Origin of the sequence: Micromonospora sp. DT68 (assembly GCF_049847245.1) — a bacterium.
Classification (GTDB): Bacteria; Actinomycetota; Actinomycetes; order Mycobacteriales; family Micromonosporaceae; genus Micromonospora; species Micromonospora profundi.
Genome location: NZ_JBNCNZ010000011.1, coordinates 127268 through 146550, shown reverse-complemented (window position 1 = coordinate 146550; position 19283 = coordinate 127268). Strand labels below are relative to the sequence as shown.

At 70.2% G+C, this 19283-nt stretch carries 19 protein-coding genes; 13 read left to right on the top strand and 6 right to left on the bottom strand.

The window, feature by feature from the left end; all coding sequences use genetic code 11:
• The first annotated feature begins 64 nt into the window (after positions 1 to 64).
• The 13 genes from ACPXB1_RS20805 (at position 65) to ACPXB1_RS20745 (ending at position 14678) form a co-directional block, all read left to right on the top strand.
• Complete coding sequence (locus ACPXB1_RS20805) at positions 65 to 1627, top strand: class I adenylate-forming enzyme family protein (RefSeq protein WP_425735678.1); 1563 nt, start codon at positions 65 to 67, stop codon at positions 1625 to 1627.
• Positions 1627 to 2307 carry an aspartate/glutamate racemase family protein gene (locus tag ACPXB1_RS20800; protein WP_355596172.1) on the top strand — a complete coding sequence of 227 codons (681 nt, stop codon included), beginning with the start codon at positions 1627 to 1629 and terminating at the stop codon, positions 2305 to 2307. The genes ACPXB1_RS20805 and ACPXB1_RS20800 overlap by 1 nt, the downstream gene beginning before the upstream one ends.
• A gap of 269 nt (positions 2308 to 2576) precedes the next feature.
• Positions 2577 to 4253 (top strand): ABC transporter substrate-binding protein, encoded by a 1677-nt coding sequence (locus ACPXB1_RS20795; RefSeq protein WP_355629481.1) that lies wholly within the window; start codon positions 2577 to 2579, stop codon positions 4251 to 4253.
• A 71-nt stretch (positions 4254 to 4324) separates the two neighbouring features.
• On the top strand, positions 4325 to 4819 hold the full coding sequence (locus tag ACPXB1_RS20790) for a hypothetical protein (protein WP_355629483.1): 495 nt from the start codon (positions 4325 to 4327) through the stop codon (positions 4817 to 4819).
• A gap of 8 nt (positions 4820 to 4827) precedes the next feature.
• Positions 4828 to 5538 carry an alpha/beta fold hydrolase gene (locus ACPXB1_RS20785; RefSeq protein WP_355629486.1) on the top strand — a complete coding sequence of 237 codons (711 nt, stop codon included), beginning with the start codon at positions 4828 to 4830 and terminating at the stop codon, positions 5536 to 5538.
• A 70-nt stretch (positions 5539 to 5608) separates the two neighbouring features.
• Positions 5609 to 6352, top strand: coding sequence for an alpha/beta fold hydrolase (locus tag ACPXB1_RS20780; protein ID WP_355629489.1), 744 nt, complete (start codon positions 5609 to 5611; stop codon positions 6350 to 6352).
• Between the two features lie 19 nt (positions 6353 to 6371).
• A complete protein-coding gene (locus ACPXB1_RS20775) occupies positions 6372 to 7406 on the top strand; it encodes an ABC transporter permease (protein ID WP_355629492.1) in 1035 nt (344 codons plus the stop codon).
• Between the two features lie 2 nt (positions 7407 to 7408).
• A complete protein-coding gene (locus ACPXB1_RS20770; protein ID WP_355629495.1) occupies positions 7409 to 8377 on the top strand; it encodes an ABC transporter permease in 969 nt (322 codons plus the stop codon).
• Complete coding sequence (locus ACPXB1_RS20765) at positions 8374 to 10383, top strand: dipeptide ABC transporter ATP-binding protein (RefSeq protein WP_355629498.1); 2010 nt, start codon at positions 8374 to 8376, stop codon at positions 10381 to 10383. Before ACPXB1_RS20770 ends, ACPXB1_RS20765 begins: the two co-directional genes overlap by 4 nt.
• A 65-nt stretch (positions 10384 to 10448) precedes the next feature.
• On the top strand, positions 10449 to 11888 hold the full coding sequence (locus tag ACPXB1_RS20760) for an amidohydrolase family protein (protein ID WP_053653301.1): 1440 nt from the start codon (positions 10449 to 10451) through the stop codon (positions 11886 to 11888).
• Complete coding sequence (locus ACPXB1_RS20755; protein WP_355629502.1) at positions 11885 to 12796, top strand: NAD(P)-dependent oxidoreductase; 912 nt, start codon at positions 11885 to 11887, stop codon at positions 12794 to 12796. Before ACPXB1_RS20760 ends, ACPXB1_RS20755 begins: the two co-directional genes overlap by 4 nt.
• Positions 12793 to 13758: a Gfo/Idh/MocA family protein gene (locus ACPXB1_RS20750; protein WP_355629505.1), complete on the top strand. Its 966-nt coding sequence runs from the start codon at positions 12793 to 12795 to the stop codon at positions 13756 to 13758. The genes ACPXB1_RS20755 and ACPXB1_RS20750 overlap by 4 nt, the downstream gene beginning before the upstream one ends.
• 128 nt (positions 13759 to 13886) lie before the next feature.
• Positions 13887 to 14678, top strand: a complete 792-nt coding sequence (locus ACPXB1_RS20745) for an IclR family transcriptional regulator (RefSeq protein WP_355595105.1) — start codon at positions 13887 to 13889, stop codon at positions 14676 to 14678.
• Positions 14679 to 14817: 139 nt separating this feature from the next.
• Here ACPXB1_RS20745 and ACPXB1_RS20740 read toward each other — a convergent pair whose 3' ends face one another.
• The 6 genes from ACPXB1_RS20740 to ACPXB1_RS20715 form a co-directional block, all read right to left on the bottom strand.
• A complete protein-coding gene (locus tag ACPXB1_RS20740) occupies positions 14818 to 15390 on the bottom strand; it encodes a hypothetical protein (RefSeq protein ID WP_425735677.1) in 573 nt (190 codons plus the stop codon).
• Positions 15387 to 16709, bottom strand: a complete 1323-nt coding sequence (locus tag ACPXB1_RS20735) for a hypothetical protein (protein WP_425735676.1) — start codon at positions 16707 to 16709, stop codon at positions 15387 to 15389. Before ACPXB1_RS20735 ends, ACPXB1_RS20740 begins: the two co-directional genes overlap by 4 nt.
• On the bottom strand, positions 16706 to 17506 hold the full coding sequence (locus ACPXB1_RS20730; RefSeq protein WP_425735675.1) for an ATP-binding cassette domain-containing protein: 801 nt from the start codon (positions 17504 to 17506) through the stop codon (positions 16706 to 16708). The genes ACPXB1_RS20735 and ACPXB1_RS20730 overlap by 4 nt, the downstream gene beginning before the upstream one ends.
• Before the next feature lie 11 nt (positions 17507 to 17517).
• Complete coding sequence (locus ACPXB1_RS20725) at positions 17518 to 18324, bottom strand: hypothetical protein (protein WP_425735674.1); 807 nt, start codon at positions 18322 to 18324, stop codon at positions 17518 to 17520.
• Positions 18321 to 18872, bottom strand: coding sequence for an RNA polymerase sigma factor (locus tag ACPXB1_RS20720; protein ID WP_355629517.1), 552 nt, complete (start codon positions 18870 to 18872; stop codon positions 18321 to 18323). The genes ACPXB1_RS20725 and ACPXB1_RS20720 overlap by 4 nt, the downstream gene beginning before the upstream one ends.
• Positions 18873 to 19042: 170 nt before the next feature.
• A complete protein-coding gene (locus tag ACPXB1_RS20715; RefSeq protein WP_425735673.1) occupies positions 19043 to 19249 on the bottom strand; it encodes a hypothetical protein in 207 nt (68 codons plus the stop codon).
• Between the last annotated feature and the right edge of the window lie 34 nt (positions 19250 to 19283).

The window sequence follows — 19283 nt, the reverse complement described above, 5'->3', positions numbered from 1 at the left end:
CCGGCCCGGGCCCTGCGCCCGGAACCCCAACCGATCTCACACCCAGGGCATCTAGGAGGCGGTCATGACCGATCTGCTCCTCAAGGCTAGGCAGAACACCACGCTACTGGCGGACCGCCCCGCCATCGTCGGCGACGTGACGACAGTGTCGCGCCGTACCCTGACGTGGGGCGAACTCGGCACCCGCATCGACGGTCTGGTCGGAGGGTTCCGGGAGCGGGGCCGCAAGCCCGGCGACCGCATCGGCATTGCCCACTACCAGGGCACCTTCGGGCTGGAGCTCTATCTCGCCGCGCAGGCGGCGGGTCTGCAGCCGGTGCTGCTCGGTATCACCCTCAACAAGCACCTCGACGCCGCCGCGCGGGCTCTGGACCTCAAGGAGCTGTTCACCGGACCGGAGTTGCTCACCGAGGCCCGCCGCGCGATGGGGTCGGCCCCCGTCTGGTTCACCGAGCCCGGCACCGACAGCTACGACGAGGTCGCCCGGCCCGACGGCGACATCGAGTGGGTCGGCCTCCGGGCCGCCGACACCGTGTCCGGGATCCAGTACTCGACGGGTACGACTGGCGTACCCAAGGGTATGGTCCGCTCCGTCGGTGCGGACTTCTGGGACGCGGTGAACCGTTCGTTGTGCATGCGGCTGCGTCACTCGGAGCGTTGGGTCGCCGCGAGTCCGACGAACATCAACGTCTCCGTCGGCGCCCTCCGGTGCATGACACTCCTGGGCGGCACGACGATCGCCCTTGACGACGTGTCCGTCGCCTCGATCGAGCGCAACAGCGAGGACGGCGTCACGGTCCTGCCGCTACAGGCGCCCGCCTGGCGCGAGATGCTCGACTCGGGCGCGGCGCAGCGCCTGCTGGAGCGGGGTCTGCGGGTCTGCGTCGCGACGGGTCAGCGGACGCCGCGGGCGACGCTGCGCCGCCTCGGCGAGCTCATGACCGACCGGGGTGAGGTCGTCAACAGCTACGGCCTCACCGAGACGAGCACCCTCACGATCCTCACGTCGTCGATGCCGGAGTACGGCGACTCGTCCTCGGTCGGGCGGCCCGCGCCGCTGAGCACCGTCGACATCGCCCCGCGCAAGGACACGTACGGTGACCCGCGCGGTGCCGGCGAGGTCCGGGCGACCGGGCCGGGCATCTCGCCCGGTTACATCCTGCCGTCCGAGCTTCACCCGACGGCACCGTCCAACGTCGGCACGTCGACAGACGACTGGTTCTACACAGGCGACGTCGGCCGCTGGGACGAGCGGGGCAACCTGCAGATCCTCGGCCGGTGGAAGGACGCCTTCGTCCTCAACGGCACGTACGTCTACCCGTACGAGATCGAGGGGATTCTCGGTGAGATCCCCGGCGTGCGCGACTCCGTGGTGCTCGGCCTGCGTACCGACGGTGAGGCCGTCGGCGGCGAGGTTTCGGCCGACTACGTGGCCGTCGTCGTCCACTTCGAGGGCGACGTGGTCGAGCAGCGGGCCGCGATCGGGGCGGCTGTCGCCGATTTCCCGGCCGACCTGAGGCGGCTGTTGCTCGTCGACGAGATGCCCCGCAACTCCAGCGCAAAGATCAACCGGGCGGAGGTCGCAGCCCTCGTCCTGGCCGGCGTCCCGGCGGTGCTGGAGCTGTGATGGGAGGGATCGACGTGACGCCACTGCGCATCTGCATGATCTCGCCGATCCACCTCTCCGAGCCGATCACCTCGGCCCGGGCGGCGCGGTTGCGCACGCTCGGCGGATCGGATCTCGACGTGGACCTCGTCCGACTGCCGGCGGAGGCGCCGCGGGGCCTCGACCGACCGGAGGACATCGAGGCGGCGGCGACGCACATCGTCGCCGTGGCGGCGGGCCTGGACCCGGCGCGCTACGACGTCGTCATGCCGGACTGTGTCCTCGATCCCGGCGTCGAGGCGCTCGGCGAGGGGGAGATCCCGGTCCTCGGCTTGCTCCGCCTCATCGCCGGCGGCCTGTACGGGATCGGTGGTCCATTTTCGGCTGTCACCCGAAACGAGACCATCGCTGACGAACTCGCGGCACGACTGCGCGGCTACGGCCTGGCCGACAGTTTCCGGGGGACCGACATCCTCAACCTTGGAATCGAAAAGGTGGTCCACGAAGAGGAATGGACGAGCGCTCTGGACCGGATCGTGCGCGAGCGCTCCAGGGCTGGTGTCGGGATCGTTCTCAACGGGTGCAGCGCCGTAGCGACTGGCCCATCCTCCTGGTCGGACAGCTGGATAGTTGACCCAACGACATACGCTTTTGACCTGATCAGGGCCCGTTTGCGGAACGGTTTGCAGCCGGTCGGCTAGGCCTGCGAGAGCTGTGCCGGGCGGTGGTGACGCCACCGCCCGGCAGGTGCGGCCGATGTTGCCAAACCGCAGCCGATCTGGCCGTTGACATCACTGTGACTGCTCCATAATCTCGCATATAGAAAGCCCGTTCCACAGAACGAAACACGAACGGCTAAATCCCTTCGACGGCTTCGGGACCGCACCACAGTGCGACCGGCTCTCGCATCCCCTTGGATCACTCCTGCCCGGCTAGCTGGACCGGGCCCCTCTCCTCATCGGAGGACACCGTGAAAGAAATTTCCTCGACCCCGTTCAGCCGAAGGCGTGCGTTGTTCCTCGGGCTGTCCAGCGCGGCAGCCCTCGCCCTCACCTCGTGCCGCGGCGCCGACACCTCGACCGGCACCGGCGACAACATCGACGCCCTGTCCCGTGACGGCGGGCCGGGCGACGGGCCGCCCGCCGGTGTGCAGCTGGCCGCCACGCAGGTTGCCACAATCGCCGTGTCGAACCTGTCCTCGTCGGTCGACCCGATGGTCGTCGTCAGCGGCGGCGCTCGGCGCTTCGACATGTACGAGTCGCTCGTCGACACCCACCCGAACACCGGCGAGCCCCGCCCGTTCCTCGCCACGCAGTGGAAGCAGGTCGACGACCGCACCTGGCAGTTCACGCTGCGCGACGGCGTCAAGTTCCACGACGGCACCCCGATGACCGCCGAGGACGTCGTCTTCAGCTTCCAGCGGGCGTCCACCCCGGGCTACGGCATCGCGACGCACTTCTCGACGATGGAGAGCACGCGCATCGTCGACGAGAAGACCGTCGAGCTTGTCACCAAGACCCCTGACGTGCTGATCCTCAAGCGTCTCGCCCAGGTCGCCATCCTGCCGAAGAAGTACTACGAGGGTCTCGGCTCGGACCAGAAGGCGCGCGACGCCGCCTTCGCCAAGGCGCCGATCGGCACCGGCCCCTACAAGTTCGTGTCGTACGCCTCGGACAAGGCAGTGGTGAAGAAGGCCGGCGACACGACGTGGCGCAAGCCCACCCTGGAAGAGATCACCTTCCTGCTCGTCACCGACGCCGGTACGCAGCTCAACTCGTTCCTCGCCGGGGACGTGCACTACATCAACATCCAGCCGCTCAACAACCTGCCGACCCTCACGAACGCCGGTGCGACCCTCATCGAGCTGACAAAGGGCAACGACCTCGGTGCCTTCATGGACTCGGTCGACAACAAGGGCAAGCCGAAGACCGGGCCGATGGGCGACAAGCGGGTCCGCCAGGCCCTCCAGTACGCGCTCAACAAGCAGGAGCTCGTCAAGGACGTCCTGCAGGGCCGCACCGTCGCCGACGACGGCCAGCTCATCGGCAAGGGCCTGCCGGGCTACACGGACACCGTGAAGGACTACCCGTACGACGTCGAGAAGGCCAAGGCCCTGCTCGACGAGGCGGGCTACCCCGTGAAGGCCGACGGCACCCGCTTCACAATCACGATGGCCTCCGCCTTCGCGGGTACGGGCTCCGTGCGCCGTCTCATCGGTGAGTGGATGCAGTCGTCGATCAGCAAGCTCGGCATCAAGGTCGAGTTCACGGCGCTCACCGACACCGCGCTGCAGCTGGAGTACTTCTACAACACCAAGCAGCGCCCCGACATCTACCACTTCGGTCTGTTCACGCGCCCGTACATGGACGCCGCGCGGGCCTACAGCCGCTTCATCTCCACGAGCGGCTCGTACCACATGGCCAACCCCGAGTTCGACGAGATGTACAAGCAGCAGCTCGGTGAGCAGGACCCGGCCAAGCGGCAGGCGATCCTCGCCAAGATGACCGAGCTGTTCCACGAGGAGTCCTGCTTCCTGTTCGCCTGCGGTGACGTCTGGATCGACGCGGGGGCCAAGAACCTCAAGGGTCTGGTCCAGTGCGACGTCCAGACCGAGCAGTACTACGACCGGCTCTACCTGACGGCATGACGGTGATTCCGTCTGACGGGTCGTCGGCGTTGTTCGCTCCGGTTCCCGAGTCCACTCGGGATCCGGAGACGATGGAGGCTTACGAGAAGGCCCACGCGTTGTTCGGGCACGTCTCCGAGCTGTTCTCCGTCCTCGCGAACGCGCCGACGGCCCTGTCGGGGTGGGTAGACCTGCTCCGTCGCCTGCGCCGTGAGCTGGCGGTCGAGCCGCGGCTCACGGAGCCGGCGATCATCACCGTTGCGCGGTTGCACGGCAACGGACGGATCGCCGCGTCGCACGAGCGGCTGGCGGCCGCCGCCGGGGTGGATACACGACTGCTCCGCGCGGCTGTCGCCGGTGAGACCGACGGGCTCGACGCCGACGAGCGTCTGGTCTGCGAGCTTGCCACCGCGATCGTCGGCGGTGAGGCTCCGGAATCGCTCGTGCGGCTGTGCCAGTCGCGCTTCGGGGTCCGGGAGACCGCCGAGCTCATCATCGTCACGTCGTTCTACTGCATGGTCTGCCGTGTCACCGCCTCGATGCAGGTCTACGTCGACCTGCCGCCGACACAACCGTCCGGGGACTGATCGGCGCCATGGCTGCTGTACTCGAATACGACAGGTACCCCGGTTCGGGCCCGCTCGCTGTGCTGTTGCACGGGTGGGCCTGCGCCGGGGAGGACCTGCGGCCGCTGGCCCTCGAACTCGCGGGCCGGTACGAGGTGCTCGTGCCCGGCCTGCCGGGTCACCCCCGCACGGGGGCGGCGCTCGGTAGTGCGTACGGGGTCGAGGCGATGGCCCGGTGCGTTCTCGACCTCGTGCGAGCGGTGGACCGTGGGCCGGCTCTTCTCGTCGGCCACAGCCTCGGTGGCGCCGTCGCGCTCGCCGCGGCGCGGCTCGAACCGGAGCTCGTCACCCGGGTCGTCACTGTGGAGTCGTCGTGGGCCTGGGTGGCGGCACCTGAAGGGGTCGTCGACCCCGCTGAGGTGGAACGCCGGATCGCCAGTGTGAACAACAAGCGGGAAGAGCTCGGCCTCGCCACAGTCGCCGGTGAGCTCGACCCCGCAGCTATGGCCGAGTCGATGTCCTCGGTGCTCGCGTGGTCCCGGGACCCCGACCGGGGGTCGCCTCTGCACCGTCTCGGCGTCTTCGGCGACCCTGGCTGGGCTGGGGTGCAGTCGGCCGGGGCGCAGGGGACCGCGGCGGAGGGCGTTCGGGTCGTCCAGTTGCCCGGGTGCGGGCACTGGCCGCACGTGGAACGTCCAGCCGAGGTTGCCCAGATGGTGGCGGCTGCCGAGAGCGGCTGAGAAGAGCATTGACCGCCCCGTAGTACTCAATTACGTTGTGCGGAACGCCGTTCCAAAATCGGGAGGTGTCGTGAGCTGTTTGAAAGTTGTGCTTGTCCACGGCGCCGGCCGTGGTGCCTGGTGTTGGCGGCGCCTCACCCCACTGCTCGACGCGGCAGGGGTGCAGTGGGAAGCGCCGACGCTTACCGGGCTCGGAGAGCGCGCGCACCTGCTCACCCCCGAGGTCGGCATGCAGACCCACATCGACGACGTGAACGCCGTCGTCGCCCGGCACGCTCCGGCCCCTGTGTGCCTCGTCGGCCACAGCTACGGCGCGGTAGTGGTGGCAGGCGTCCTCGGGACCAGGCCCGAGAACGTCGCGCGGGTCGTCCTGATCGACGGCCCCGTCGTCGAAGACGGCGAGAGCGGAGCGGACGTCCACCCGGCCGGTGACGCGATGCGGGCCCGGGCGCGGCGGATCGCCGACACCGACATCATTCCCATCTCCGGTGGGCCCGACGACAGGCTCTCCCCGGCGGACAACGCCTGGGTCGCCGCCAGTGTCACCCCCCAACCCCTGCGGTGCGTCACCGACCCGGTCCGCCTGCCCGGCGGATGGCCACGGGACCTGCCCAAGGACTACGTCCTGTGCGGCCCGCCGGATGCATTTCCGGACCGGCCGTACCTCTCCCGGGTCCGGGCCGGCGACGGGTGGTCCACCCACCACGTCGACAGTCCGCACGACGTGATGATCGCGCGGCCCGACTGGCTCGCGACGTTGCTCGTCGGTCTCTGCGCGAACCCCAACGACGACTCCCGACGCTCGTGCCCGTAGCGACGGAAAGGCTGAACGCATGACTCTCAACGTCGCGCCCCCGGGCACCGCCCCCGCGACGACCGGTGACGGTGACGGAGGCCCCCGGGCCCCCATCTGGTCCCGGTTCCTCTCGCACGGCGTCGTCAACTTCGCGTTGCGGAGCATCGTGCGCCTCGTCCTGGTCATCATCGGCGTACTCACGCTCCTGTTCGTCCTGCTCCGCGTCGCCGGTGACCCGGCCGAGGCCCTCGCAGGGCAGGACGCCGAGCCCGCCGACCTGGAGCGCATCCGCGAGGATCTCGGGCTCAACCGGCCGATCATGACGCAGTACCTGGAGTTCGTCACCAGGGCGTTCCTGTTCGACTTCGGCGACTCGTACCGGCTCGGAACCGACGCCATGGCCGAAGTGCTGCACCGCATGCCGGCCACCCTCGGGCTCATCCTGGCCGCGCTCCTGCTCGCGCCGCTCATCGGCGTGCCACTGGGCATGATCGCCGCGCTCACCCGCAGCCGGATCTACAACAAGCTGATGGACGTCATCGTCGTGGGCGGCCAGGCCATTCCGGTCTTCGCCGTCGCGGTCCTGCTCGTCTACCTGTTCGCAGTCGACCTGCGCTGGGTGCCGTCCATGGCGACGGAGGGCTTCGCCTCGGATCCCCGGGCGATCATCCTGCCGATCCTCGTGCTCGCCATCCATCCCATCGCCCGCGTCCTCGAAGTGACCCGGGCGGGCCTGGCGGACAGCATGCAGGAGGACTTCGTCCGCACCGCGCTGTCGAAGGGCGTGCCGCCGGCCCGGCTCGTGACCCGCCACGCGATCCGTCCGGTGCTCAACAGCCTCATCACCGTCATCGGCGTCGACTTCGCCGGAATGCTCTCCGGTGGCGTCGTCGTCGAGTTCATCTTCGTCTGGCCCGGCCTCGGCCACGTGCTCATCTCCGGCGTCTCCAACCGCGACTACCCCCTGGTGGGGGCGGCGACATTCGTCGCGGCCGTCCTCGTCGTGCTCGTCAACCTCATCATCGACATCGCCTACCGCCGGCTCGACCCGCGGATTCGAAAGGGGCGCTGACCATGGCTCAGACACCGCCACCGGGCAGCGCGCCGGGCCCGGCAGGCCACGCCGACACGGTGGCCGCCGACGTCCGTGCGGCTGCGGCGACGCCGGGCGGTCCGCCCGTACCCGGCCAGCGCGACCCGTCGCGGACCCTGGCGCGCTCGTTCCTGCGGTCCAAGGGCGGGGTGGTCAGCCTCGTCGTGCTGCTGGCCATCATCGTCGTGACACTGCTGGCCGACCAGGTCGCACCATACGACCCGGAGGAGCCCAGCCCTGCGAAGGCGCTGCTCAAGCCCGTGTGGGCCGGCGGCAGCGGCGACCACCTGCTCGGCACCGACGAACTCGGCCGCGACCTGCTCTCCCGGCTCATCTTCGGCGCCCGGACAGCCCTGGCCCTCGCCTTCGGCGCCGCCACGATCAGTGCCATCGTCGGCACCGTGCTCGGCCTCGTCGGCGGCATGAACCGTCGGTGGATCGGGCCTGTCGTCGACTGGCTCTGCGACGTGCAGCTCGCCTTCCCCAACATCGTTCTCGCCCTTGTCGTCATCACGTCGCAGGGCAACAGCATCGGCTCGCTGCTGTTCGTACTGTCGATCTTCGGGTGGGTGCACTTCGCCCGTGTCGTGCGCAGTGAGGTGCTCACCCTCCGGCAGGCCGACTTCGTGCTCGCGGCGCGTGGTAGTGGCGGGTCGACCCTCAGCATCACCTTCCAGCACATCCTGCCCAACGTGATGTCGTCCGTGCTCGTCCTCTGGACGTTCGCGGTCGCGACGGTGCTCCTGCTCGTCAGCGGCCTCAGCTTCCTCGGCCTCGGCGTGCAGCCTCCGGCCTCCGACTGGGGGCAGCTGTTCGCCTCCGGTCGCGCCTTCCTCATCCAGAACCCGTGGTACGCGTTCATGCCCGCCGTCGCCATCACCGTCACGGTGCTCTGCGCGACGGTGCTGGGCCGGACGCTCCGCAAGACTCTGAACCCGAGGACCCGATGACTACCATTCCGAACCCGCCCCTGCTCGCGGTGCGCGACGTCACCGTGTCCATCACCAAGGGCAAGCGCGAGACCGAGGCCGTGACGGGCATCGACTTCGACCTGGCCGCCGGGGAGATCGTCGCCATCGTCGGCGAGACGGGGTCGGGCAAGTCCCTGTCGGCCCTCTCCGTGCTCCAGCTGATCCGCCACCCCGTGCAGCTCACCCGCGGCAGCGTGCTGCTGGACGGCAAGGACCTCACCACGCTCGAACCCGCCGACCTGCGCCGGGTGCGTGGCGGCGACATCGGGATGATCTTCCAGGACCCGATGACCGCGCTGAGCCCGTTCCACACGGTCGGGCAGCAGATCGGCGAGGCCATCATGCTGCACCGCAAACTGCCGAAGGCCGCGGTACGCGAGAGGATCCTGCGCCTGCTCGGCGACGTCGGCATCGTCAACCCCAAGCAGCGGATCGACCAGTACCCCCACGAGCTTTCCGGCGGCACCCAGCAGCGCGTCATGATCGCGATGGCGCTTGCCAACGAGCCCAAGCTGCTCATCGCGGACGAGCCGACGACCGGCCTCGACGTGACAGTCCAGGCCCAGATCCTGCGCCTCGTCCGCGAGGCCGCCGTGTCGTGGGGAATGGGCGTACTGCTCATCACCCACGACCTGGGTGTCGTGGCCGGCTACAGCGACCGCGTCGTCGTCATGTACGCCGGCAACGTCGTCGAGAGCGGGCCCACCGAGGAGGTTCTCGCCTCGCCGGCGCACCCCTACACGCGGGCGCTGCTCGACGCGCGACCGGAGAACGGCAGACCCGGCACGAAACTCAACGCGATCTCCGGCGGGCCACCGGAGCTGTTCAAGTTCCCCGTCGGCTGCCGGTTCCAGCCGCGCTGTGCGACGGCGACCGCCGACTGTGGCACGGCGAACCCCCCGCTCCTGCCCGCGCCGGACGCGCCCGAGGGGCGGCTCGTCCGCTGCATCCATCCCTACGGGTCGCCGGCGCCAAGCGAGCCGGTCCGGTCGCCAGGCGTGTCGATCGTCCCGCCCTCGGTCCGCGCCGAACCCGGCGTCACCGCCATCCACGCCGAAGGTCTGCGCCGCGTGTTCGGCAGCGGCACCAACATCACCAAGGCTGTCGACGGGGTCGACCTCCAGCTCGCGTTCGGCGAGACCCTCGGCATCGTCGGCGAATCGGGCTGCGGCAAGTCGACGACGGCGCGGATCCTCGCCGGCCTCGACCAGCCGACCGACGGCGTCATCCGGTACGCCGACGGCAAGGAGCTCTCGAACCGCCGCCGCGGCGTCGACCACACCTTCGTCCAGTACGTCTTCCAGGACACCTTCGGCTCGCTCAACCCCCGGCGTACTGTCTGGCAGATCATCGAGGAACCGCTGCGGCGGCTCACCGATCTCTCGAAAGCCCAGCGGGCCAAGCGGATCCGCGAGTACATGGCCGAGTGCGGGCTCATGCCGAGCATCGAGTCCCGCTACCCGCACGAGCTGTCCGGCGGCCAGCGCCAGCGCGTCGGCATCTGCCGCGCTCTCGTCGTCCAGCCCAAGGTCGTCGTCATGGACGAGCCGATGTCCGGCCTCGACCTGTCGGTCCAGGCGCAGATCATCAACCTGCTGGAGGACCTCAAGAAGGACCTCGGGCTGACCGCGGTGCTCGTCTCCCACGACATCGGCGTCATCCGGCACCTCTGCGACCGCGTCGCGGTGATGTACCTCGGCCGTGTCGTCGAGACCGGCCCGGCGAGCACCCTGCTCACCGGGCCGCTGCACCCGTACACGGCGGCGCTGCTCAGCGCCGTCCCGCACCTGGGAACCGAGGAACGGCGCCCCGAGATCCCGCTGCGCGGCGATGCCGGCGACGTCGACCCGTTGTCGGTCTGCGGTTTCGCGCCGCGCTGCCCGATCGCGCGCCCCGAGTGCCGGACCCGCGAGCTGGGCCTGCAACCCGGACGGGACGGCGTGCTCGTCGCATGCCACTACCCGGGGCAGTTCGACCAAGCCTGAACCACCTGCCGCTGTGCCCCGCGCAGATGAAGTAGCACCGCCACAAAGTAGAGGAAGGCCGATACATGAACGAGCTTTCACAGTGTGATGTTCTGGTCCGGGGCCGGGTCATCACGATGGACGCCAACCGGCGTGTGCTCTCCGACGGCTGGGTCGCCATCACCGACGGCGCCATCGTCGAGGTCGGCACCGGGCCGGCCCCCTACCAGCCGGGCGAGACCTGGGGCGGCGCCGACTACCTCGTCATGCCGGGGCTCGTCAACACGCACACGCACCTCGTCCAGGGCTGCATCCGCAGCATGGCCGAGGGCACGAAGTTCCAGGAGCGGCTGTTCGGGTTCTACTACCCGATGACCGGCGCCTGCGACGAGGAGCGGTCCTACTGGTCGGCGATGACGCCGACGCTCGACCTGCTGCGCTCGGGCGTGACCACGACGACCGACGACCACTTCACCCACGCCAACAAGCGCTCGATGGACGGCGTGCTTCGCGCCCTGACCGACTCGGGCATCCGCGCCCGCGCCGCGCGCCTGCTCATCAACGACCCGCTCGCGGTGCCGGAGGAGCTGCGCGAGGACATCGACACCGCCCTGAGCGAGACCGACCGGCTCGCGGCCGCCTTCGACTCCGAGACGATGTCGGTCACGGCCAGCTCGATCGGCATCACCTACGTCAGCGAGTCCGACCTGCGCGCGCTCTACCAGTGGACGCTCGACAAGGGCAAGCAGTTCGACATCCACGCTCCCTCGATGATGGACGGCGCGTACCTCAAGGAGGTCCGTGGCTGGGAGGGCGGCTCGTTCGAGTGGCTGCACTCGGAGGGCATGCTCGACAAGCACGTCATCGGCATCCACGCCCAGCACATCCGCCCGGGTGAGGCCGAGCTGATCGCCCGTGCCGGCGCCACCATCTCCCTGGTTCCGGACATGGAACTCATCCTCGGAATGGTCACCTTCGACTCGCGTCAGTACCTCGACGCCGGGGTCACCGTCGGTATCGGCCTCGACGGTCCGGTCGTCTCGTACGGCCACAACTACTGGCTCGGGCTGCGGTCGTACCTCATGGCCCAGCGCATCGGTGACAGCGCGCGGCGGCTCACCCGTGGCGACAAGGGCAACTTCGGCGACGAGCTGCTGTTCGGCACCGCCGAGGAGGCGCTCGAACTCGGCACCATCGGCGGCGCCCGCGCGCTCGGCCTCGGTGACCGGATCGGCTCGCTCGAGGTGGGCAAGGAAGCCGACCTGCTCGTCATCGACATGTCGCGCGAGACGACAGCGGCTCCCGACGGGGCGCTGCTTGCCAACCTCGTCTGGTCCGGCGGGCCGGCCCCGGACTCCATCGACCGGGTCGTCGTGCGCGGTCGCACGATGATGCGCCGGGGTGAGCCGGTGCAGGTCGACCTCAAGGAGGCCGTGCGCCGCGCGAACGAGGTCCAGCGCGAGCTGTTCGAGGAGACCGGCTGCGACAGCTTCCTTCGGCGCGGCTCGACCTGGCAGTGGTCGTGACGAGCGACGCGCTGCCGGACGCGCCCGCGAACCCCACCATCGGGTGGATCGGGCTGGGCGGCATGGGGATGGCGATGGCCACGAGGCTCGTCGATCGTGGCCGTCCCGTCCTCGGATGGAACCGGAGCGCGGCACGCGCTGCCGACGCCGCCGCCCACGGCGTCACTGTCAGCACAGACATCTCCGAGGTGGCAGCGCGCGACATCGTCGTCAGCACGCTGCCCGACGACGAGGTGGTGCGCCAGGTCCTCGCCGGTGACACGGTCCTCGCGGCCGTGTCACCGGGCAGCGTCCACGTCAACTGCGCCACCATCTCGCCCGGGCTGTCGCGCGACCTCGACGGCCTCTACCGGACTCGGGGCGCGCACTACGTCTCGGCGCCGGTCTTCGGGCGGTCCGCGGCAGCGGTCGCTGGTCAGCTCACCGTCGTCGCGGGTGGGGACGCGGAGCCGGTGGATCTGATCCGTCCGGTCCTCGCCGACCTGGCGGTCAGCGTCCACACCTTTCCGGAGGCGGCACAGGCCAACCTGGTCAAGATCCTCGGCAACTACCTGATCGCTGTGACGGCCAGTTCGCTCGGCGAGGTGGCCGGGGTCGCCGAGAGCGCCGGGGTGGACCCGGGACAGTTGCTCGACGTACTCACCGAGCGGTTGTTCTCCGGGCTGATCCATCGCGCCTACGGCGAGATGGTCGTGGCACAGCGTTACGAGCCGGTCGCGTTCACGATGCGGCTGGGTAAGAAGGACGTCGACCTGGCCCGCGCGGAGGCGCGGCAGCACGCGGGTCGGCTTCCCCTCGGTGACGTCATCGCCGGGGCGCTCGGCGAGGGCGTCGACGGCACGGCCGCCGAGAAGGACTGGGCGTTCGTCGCGGAGTGGTTCCGGACGCAGGCTGGAGGATCGAAATGAGCCGTTGGCTCGTCGTGGGTTACGGCCGGGCCGGCGAGGTGCACGCGGCAGCGCTCTCGCGTGTCTCGACGGCTGTCGTCGCCGGTGTCGTCGAGGCCTCGTCGGAGGCCCGCGAACGAGCTTCCGCCGCGGGCTATGCCGTCCACAGCGACCTCGACGCGGCGATCAAGGAAGCGCGTCCCGACGCGATCTCGGTGGCGCTGCCGCACGATCTGCACGAATGGACCGTCGAGGTGGCGGCGGCCAACGGGATTCCCGTCCTCGTGGAGAAGCCGCTCGCCCGCGACGCCGAAGAAGCGGGCCGGATGGTGGCCGTCGCCAGGGCCGGCGGTGTCGAGCTCGGTTGCCTGATGAACTACCGGTCCTACGCCCAACTGCGCTGGGTCCGGGACATCGTCGCCGACGGCACGCTGCGGGTGCACAACGTCGTCGTCGAGGTCAACCTGCCGGCGGCCGTCCAGGTGCCCGGTTGGCAGACGAGCGAGGCCCGGGCGGGACGCGGCCTCCTGCTCACGGTCGGGGTCCACTACCTCGACCTGCTCGCGTGGTGGTTCGGTGCTCCGGAGCGCCTCGTGGCCGACGTCAGGGGATCGTTCGACGACGCCGCGACGGCGCTCATCGCGCTGCCCGGCGACGTGCGGGCTGCCGTCTCGATGGTGGCGGTCGCAGCTCGTGGCGCAGGCGTGCGGATCACCCTCTCCGCCAGCGAGGGGACCGTTGTCATCGAAGGTTCCCGGGTGGTGTCGAGCCCCGAGGGCATGACCCCGCCGGAGCCGGAGACCGAGGGCGCGGACCTGCTGTACGGCGCCGGCCATCTGGAGTATTTTCGGGCGGCCGATCGTGCCGTCGAACTAGGGAAACCCTTCCCCGTGAGGGGGGACGACGGCTTGGAAGCCGTACGCCTCGTGGATCTCTGGTACGCCTCGGCGCGGGCCGGCGGATGGGTCGGGTACGGCGAGTAACATGGCGACCCACCACGATCGGCTTACCGGCACCGTGCTCGATGCCACTGACTGCGGCCGAGGGGCACGATTTGGGAAGGGACAGACAGTTGTCGCAGGGCAGGCAGCGGGCTGACGCTGAGCTCCAGATGGGGGCTCAGGTCTCGAGCGCCACAATCGCGACGGTCGTGCGGGCCGCGGATCTGTTGATGTATTTCAAGGACGCACCGACCCGCGACCTCGGCGTCAGTGAGATCGCCGATGGGCTCGGCATGTCGAAGGCGGCGACGCACCGCATGCTCGCATCACTGCGCGTGCGCGGTCTGATCGAGCTCGACGAGACGACGCGCAGGTACTCCCTCGGCATCGGCATAATGCAACTCGGTCTCGCCTACATGGAGCACATCGACATTCGCCGGATGGCGCATCCGGAGCTCGTCCGGCTGTCAAACCGGACGAACGAGACGGCGACCCTGTCCGTACGCGTGGACCAGCGCAGGCGCATCTACGTCGACGAGGTGGTGCCCCGGCGCGAGGTCATCATGTCGGTGAGCCTCGGCACGCCGTACCCGCTGCACGCGGGCGCGTCGTCGAAGGCGTTCCTCGCCTTCTTCACGGAGGACGGGATCGACCGTTACCTCGAAAACGCGCTGGAACCGGTCACCGACGGCACGATCACCGACACGGCTGCTCTGCTGAAGGAGCTCAGGGTCGTCCGGGAGCGGGGTTGGGCGCGGTCGACAGGGGAGCGGCGCAGCGGTGCCGCATCGGTCGCCGCGCCGGTCTTCGACCACAAGGGCGCGGTAACGGCCGTCATCAGCGTGTGTGGGCCCAAGGAGCGGTTCGAGTCCGAGTTCGACGACTGCCGTGACGCGTTGCTCGAGTCGACCGCGCGGCTGTCCGCGCGCCTCGGCTGGGAGCCCGGCCGCACGGAGAGGTGAGCGGTAGCCGGTAACCGGTACCGGCCGGGGCGGTGCAGGCTGTACCCAGCGGAGGTTTGCTGTCGACCCGTTTTCGGGTGACATCGGGGTATCCGACTCGTGCGGATACCCCGATGTCACCGTTGGCGGTGGCCTCGTTTCAGTCGCGTCGGGCGGAGCCGAGGAACGCGTACGTCAGCAAGCCCGCTACCGCCAGGACGGCGGCGACCACCGCCGCCGGTCGGCTGGTGTGGGGTTGGCTCTGCCAGGTGGCGAGGGCGCCCCACGTGCTCGACTGGGTGAACAGGGCGGCGACGACCGTCCAACCCAGGGGGAGGAACCAGGCGCGGGCCGCGCCGACGACGCTCGCGCACAGGGCGGTCAGGCCCAGCAAACCGGCGGCGTCGCGGAGCACCAGCGCGGCGGGGCCGAAACGGGCGTCGGTGGGCAGAGTGGCGAGCAGTACGACGAGCACGAGCGCCAGCGCGGCCAGCAGGTGCAGGGCTCGGCGCCAGGGCCAGCGCAGCGACGCGGTGCGCTCCAGATCCTCGTCCGGGGCGGCAAGCGTTGTCGACAGGACCGACACCATCAGCACGATCGTCAGCACGACGATCAGGATGATGGCGTCGCGTTCCTTGGCGAAGGTCAGCCACAGCGCCCAGATCAGGGCGGCGGCGCCGACGGACGCGGCGAGTGCCAGGGGTACGCGTCGCGCGCGCAGGTGGAGGATCACCGCGACAGCAGCCCGGTGCTGTCCCGGCAGGCCACGATCGCGTCGCGGACCGCCGTCACGCGGGAGAGCGCCTCCGCTTCCGGCAGCTTTTGCAGTCCCTGCCACAGCGCGACAGCCTCGGCGGTGATCTCCGGATCTTCCTCGATCATCTCGGGGGTCGCCTCGACTGCGGAGACCGGCTCGCTGCCGAGCAGGTAGTAGGCGGCTGCCCGTTCGACCGCGCCGTTGCGCTCGCAGCGCGTGTCGCCGTACCCGGTGCCCAGACCGAAGACCATCTCGGGCACCACGGCGTCGGGATGGGCCAGGCCACCACGTTCGTCGATCCGGACGAAAACCGTGACGACGTCGAGGTCACGAGCCGGCGGACCATCGGTGAGGTAGGCCCGCCGTTCCTCGTGCGCCTGGGTGGGGGCGTTCGGCAGCTTCGCGAGGACGGCCAGCCCTTCGCGGGCGAGCGGGGTCAGGGTGTCAAGCACGTTGGCGTGGATCCGGGTGACGCAGACCTTCGGCGTGTCGTTGGTGCAGACGAGTTCGCGTGCGACCGGATCGACCGGTGCGACGAGAGCGGCCTCGTCGCGGGGGACGATCGCCGCTGCGGCGCCGAAGCCGAGCAGCACCGGCAGCGCGGCGGCCAGCCAGACCCGTGGGCCCCGGGCGACCAGCAGCAGTACGCCCGTCAGCGCGAGCCCGACCATCCAGACGGCGAGCGCGGCGGTGACCCCCGCGTCGATGGTCTGGAACGGATAGAACGAGCCGCTGCCGTAGGCGGGGGACAGCACCGCAGCCAGCCAGTCCGGCTGCATGACCGCTGTGAAGAAGACCAGCAGCACACCGGCCACGGCGAGCACGGGGGCGGTCACCAGCGCGGGCAGCAGCCGCCCGATGCCCAGGCCCAGCCAGGTCGCCGCGATCAGGGACAGCGCGCCGACAAGCACGATGGCGACGACGTCCGGCGGAAAGTAGCCGGCGGTCGAGGCGAGTTGTACGCCGCCCGCGACGACGACGAGCACGTAGGCGAGCCCGAGCGTGGCACCCATCGCGACGAGCACCGGCAGCATCCGCCGCAACGGTGAGCGGGGTGTGGTGTCGAACAGCTCACCGACCTTGGCGCGGTGCTCGCGGCGGCCCTGCCACGCGCCTGCGGCCAGGGCGATCGGCCACAGCAGGAGCATGTACTCCTTAGTGGCCAGCGTGAGGGGCAACCAGCCGTCCGCCCAGCGTCCCCGGGCGAGGTAGAGGGCGGCCACACCGACCGCGAACGCGAGCAGGGCGGCGCCGGCAGCCGCGGAGCGGCGCAACTCGATCCGGAGGATGCTCATCGGACGGCCTCCGCCCGGTGGCGACGCAGCAGGGCCGAGTAGCCGCGTTCGGCGGGGCTGTCGCCCGCCTGACCGTCGTCGCCCTGCGCGACCAGCCCGGCGGGCGTGCCCTGCCACACCAGCCGACCCTCGTTGACGAGCACCACCTCCGTGCAGGCGGCCACCACGTCCTCGACCAGGTGGGTGGAGACCAGCACGCACGCGTCCGTGCCCAGGTCACGCAGCAGTTCGCGCAGGTCGAGGCGCTGCTCCGGGTCGAGGCCGACGGTCGGCTCGTCCATCAGCAGCACCTGCGGGTCGTTCACGATGGCCTGGGCCACGCCGGCGCGGCGCAGCATCCCGCCGGAGAGTGTCTTGAGCCGGGCGTCGGCCTTGGCGCTGAGCCCCACCCGGTCGATCGCGCGTTGCGTGGCCGCCGGGATGTCGGCCTTCGGCATCTCCTTCAACCAGGCCATGTACGCCACGAACTCGCGCACCGTGAACCGCGGGTAGTAGCCGAAGTGCTGCGGCAGGTAGCCCAGCGCGCGTCGGGCCGGCCGCAGGTCTGCGCGGCCGTCGACCGGGCAGCCGAGCAGTGTCAGCCGCCCACCGGACGGCGTGAGCACCGTCGCGAGGGCGCGCATCAGCGTCGTCTTGCCCGCCCCGTTGGGCCCCAGCAGGCCGTGGACGCCGGTGCCCAGGCTCAGATCGAGCCCGTCGACGGCCAGGTGACGCCCGGCGCGCACCTTCAACGCCTCGGCGTGAATGGCCCAGGGATGGGTGGTAGCTGTCGTTTCCGCAGTGCTCACCGCTCGCATTGTGGTTCCTCTCAGAACGAGGTGATGCGCCGGAAACTGTCGGCGCGTAGCAGGGTCAGGGCGGCCAGCACGACCGTGAGGAGGGCCCACGCGCCGGTGGAGGCGGGTTCGAGGAGCACGGGCAGCTCCGCGCTTGCCAGGCTGGGTGCGACCACGGCGGCGGCCCAGGCCGCCATCAGGCCGATCGCTGCGCGCTGGACGCCGACGAGGGAGCCGAGCAGCAGCGTGGCTGCCGTGAAGGCCAGACACGGCAACAGCAGCAGCGCAGGGTTCGGCCGGCTCGTACCGACCGAGGTGACCGCGGCGAGCACCGGGATGACAAGGACCAGCACCACTGCGGTACGCCGCAGCAGCATCCTCAACCCGGCCGACGGGGTACCGGCGATCAACTCCCAGGCCGGATCGGCGCGTCTGCTCCAGGCGGCCGCGACACCGGGCAGCGGTGCCAGGGGCGCGAGCAGCAACACGATCGACGGCAACTGGGGCAGAAGGTTGGTGAGCACGGTGGCGGTGCCGAGCACGGTGGCGGTCATGGCCACCCACGGCAGCAGCGCCGCCACGAACCAGCGCTGCCGCACCGGCGTACGGAGGAAGGCTCTTGATCGTGGGGCGGGGCCGGCGGCGATCTCGCTGTCGACGGCCGCCGCGACCTGGGCGATCAGGGCGCGCGACGCGGCAGTGGTGCTGCCGGCGAGCCGGGCACGGCAGTCGCCGCAGCTCTCCAGGTGCACCTCGATCGACCAGACGGTCGCCTCGTCCAGCCCGGGGCCGCCCTCGGCGTAGCTGTCGATCTCGCTCAGGGTGGGATGCGTGGTCATGACAGGGCCTCCCGCAGGGCGATCCGGGCTCGGCGGACCCGGGACTTGACGGTGTTCTCGGGTACGCCCAGCAGCACCGACGTCTCGCGGACGGAGAAGCCGTCGAGGACTGTGGCCCGCAGCACCGCGCGGACCTCGGGCGGCAGGGCGGCCAGGGCCTGTTCGAGTTCCTGCCCGACCCGGCCGGCCAGCACCTCGTCCTCGGCGGCCGGCGCCACTGTGACGCCCGGGTGCACCTGCGGCATCTGTGCCTGCCGGGCGCGGCGCCGGAACGCGTCGACAAGGCGGTGCGCGGCGATGGTCCACAACCAGCCGACGGCGCTGCCCTTGACGTGGTCGCCAGCGAAGCTGCCAGCAGCCCGCCAGACGGCCAGGTAGGTCTCCTGGAGCACGTCGGCGACCACGTCCGGGTCGGCGCACCGGCGACGCAGCCGCACCTCCAGCCACGGCGCCGTACGCCTGTAGAGCTCGTCGAAGGCCCGCCGGTCACCGCGGGCCACGCGGCGCACGAGCTCCTGCTCGTCGGCCGCATCCAGGCTTCGTCTCACATGGGGTAAGACGACGGCTCCCGGATGATCGGGTCCCGCGATGGTGTGATCGCCGTCACTGCTGCTGCGCATGTCCTCAGTCGTTACGCCGGGGCGGCCCCGGTCCGCCGATCGTGGCGCAGCACCCGGTGACGGCCGGGGAACGGACCGGCGTCAGCTCCGTCCGGGCGTCACGCGGGCGGCGGAGAGTCGTCCCCCCGGGGCGCCTTACGCAGCCACAGTGACACACCGGCCAGGCAGCAGACCGCACCTACGACGACGATCGCCGTCTCCTCCAGCTCGGAGAGGTCGTCCAGGAACGGAAATGTGTGCGAGAGCACCAGCGCCACGAACGCGATCAGCAGCAGAAGCACGGCGAGCACTCGGTTTCGGAGCATGAACGCATCGAAGCACACCACGTCGAGCATCCAC

What these genes read in the sequence shown, in the direction of transcription:
- ACPXB1_RS20770 (WP_355629495.1), top strand. Translation starts at nt 7,409, where the DNA reads ATGGCTCAGACACCGCCACCGGGCAGCGCGCCGGGCCCGGCAGGCCAC.
- ACPXB1_RS20725 (WP_425735674.1), bottom strand. Translation starts at nt 18,324, where the DNA reads ATGACCACGCATCCCACCCTGAGCGAGATCGACAGCTACGCCGAGGGC.
- ACPXB1_RS20790 (WP_355629483.1), top strand. Translation starts at nt 4,325, where the DNA reads ATGGAGGCTTACGAGAAGGCCCACGCGTTGTTCGGGCACGTCTCCGAG.
- ACPXB1_RS20785 (WP_355629486.1), top strand. Translation starts at nt 4,828, where the DNA reads ATGGCTGCTGTACTCGAATACGACAGGTACCCCGGTTCGGGCCCGCTC.
- ACPXB1_RS20805 (WP_425735678.1), top strand. Translation starts at nt 65, where the DNA reads ATGACCGATCTGCTCCTCAAGGCTAGGCAGAACACCACGCTACTGGCG.
- ACPXB1_RS20765 (WP_355629498.1), top strand. Translation starts at nt 8,374, where the DNA reads ATGACTACCATTCCGAACCCGCCCCTGCTCGCGGTGCGCGACGTCACC.
- ACPXB1_RS20750 (WP_355629505.1), top strand. Translation starts at nt 12,793, where the DNA reads ATGAGCCGTTGGCTCGTCGTGGGTTACGGCCGGGCCGGCGAGGTGCAC.
- ACPXB1_RS20735 (WP_425735676.1), bottom strand. Translation starts at nt 16,709, where the DNA reads ATGAGCATCCTCCGGATCGAGTTGCGCCGCTCCGCGGCTGCCGGCGCC.
- ACPXB1_RS20800 (WP_355596172.1), top strand. Translation starts at nt 1,627, where the DNA reads ATGGGAGGGATCGACGTGACGCCACTGCGCATCTGCATGATCTCGCCG.
- ACPXB1_RS20745 (WP_355595105.1), top strand. Translation starts at nt 13,887, where the DNA reads ATGGGGGCTCAGGTCTCGAGCGCCACAATCGCGACGGTCGTGCGGGCC.
- ACPXB1_RS20760 (WP_053653301.1), top strand. Translation starts at nt 10,449, where the DNA reads ATGAACGAGCTTTCACAGTGTGATGTTCTGGTCCGGGGCCGGGTCATC.
- ACPXB1_RS20730 (WP_425735675.1), bottom strand. Translation starts at nt 17,506, where the DNA reads ATGCGAGCGGTGAGCACTGCGGAAACGACAGCTACCACCCATCCCTGG.
- ACPXB1_RS20775 (WP_355629492.1), top strand. Translation starts at nt 6,372, where the DNA reads ATGACTCTCAACGTCGCGCCCCCGGGCACCGCCCCCGCGACGACCGGT.
- ACPXB1_RS20715 (WP_425735673.1), bottom strand. Translation starts at nt 19,249, where the DNA reads ATGCTCCGAAACCGAGTGCTCGCCGTGCTTCTGCTGCTGATCGCGTTC.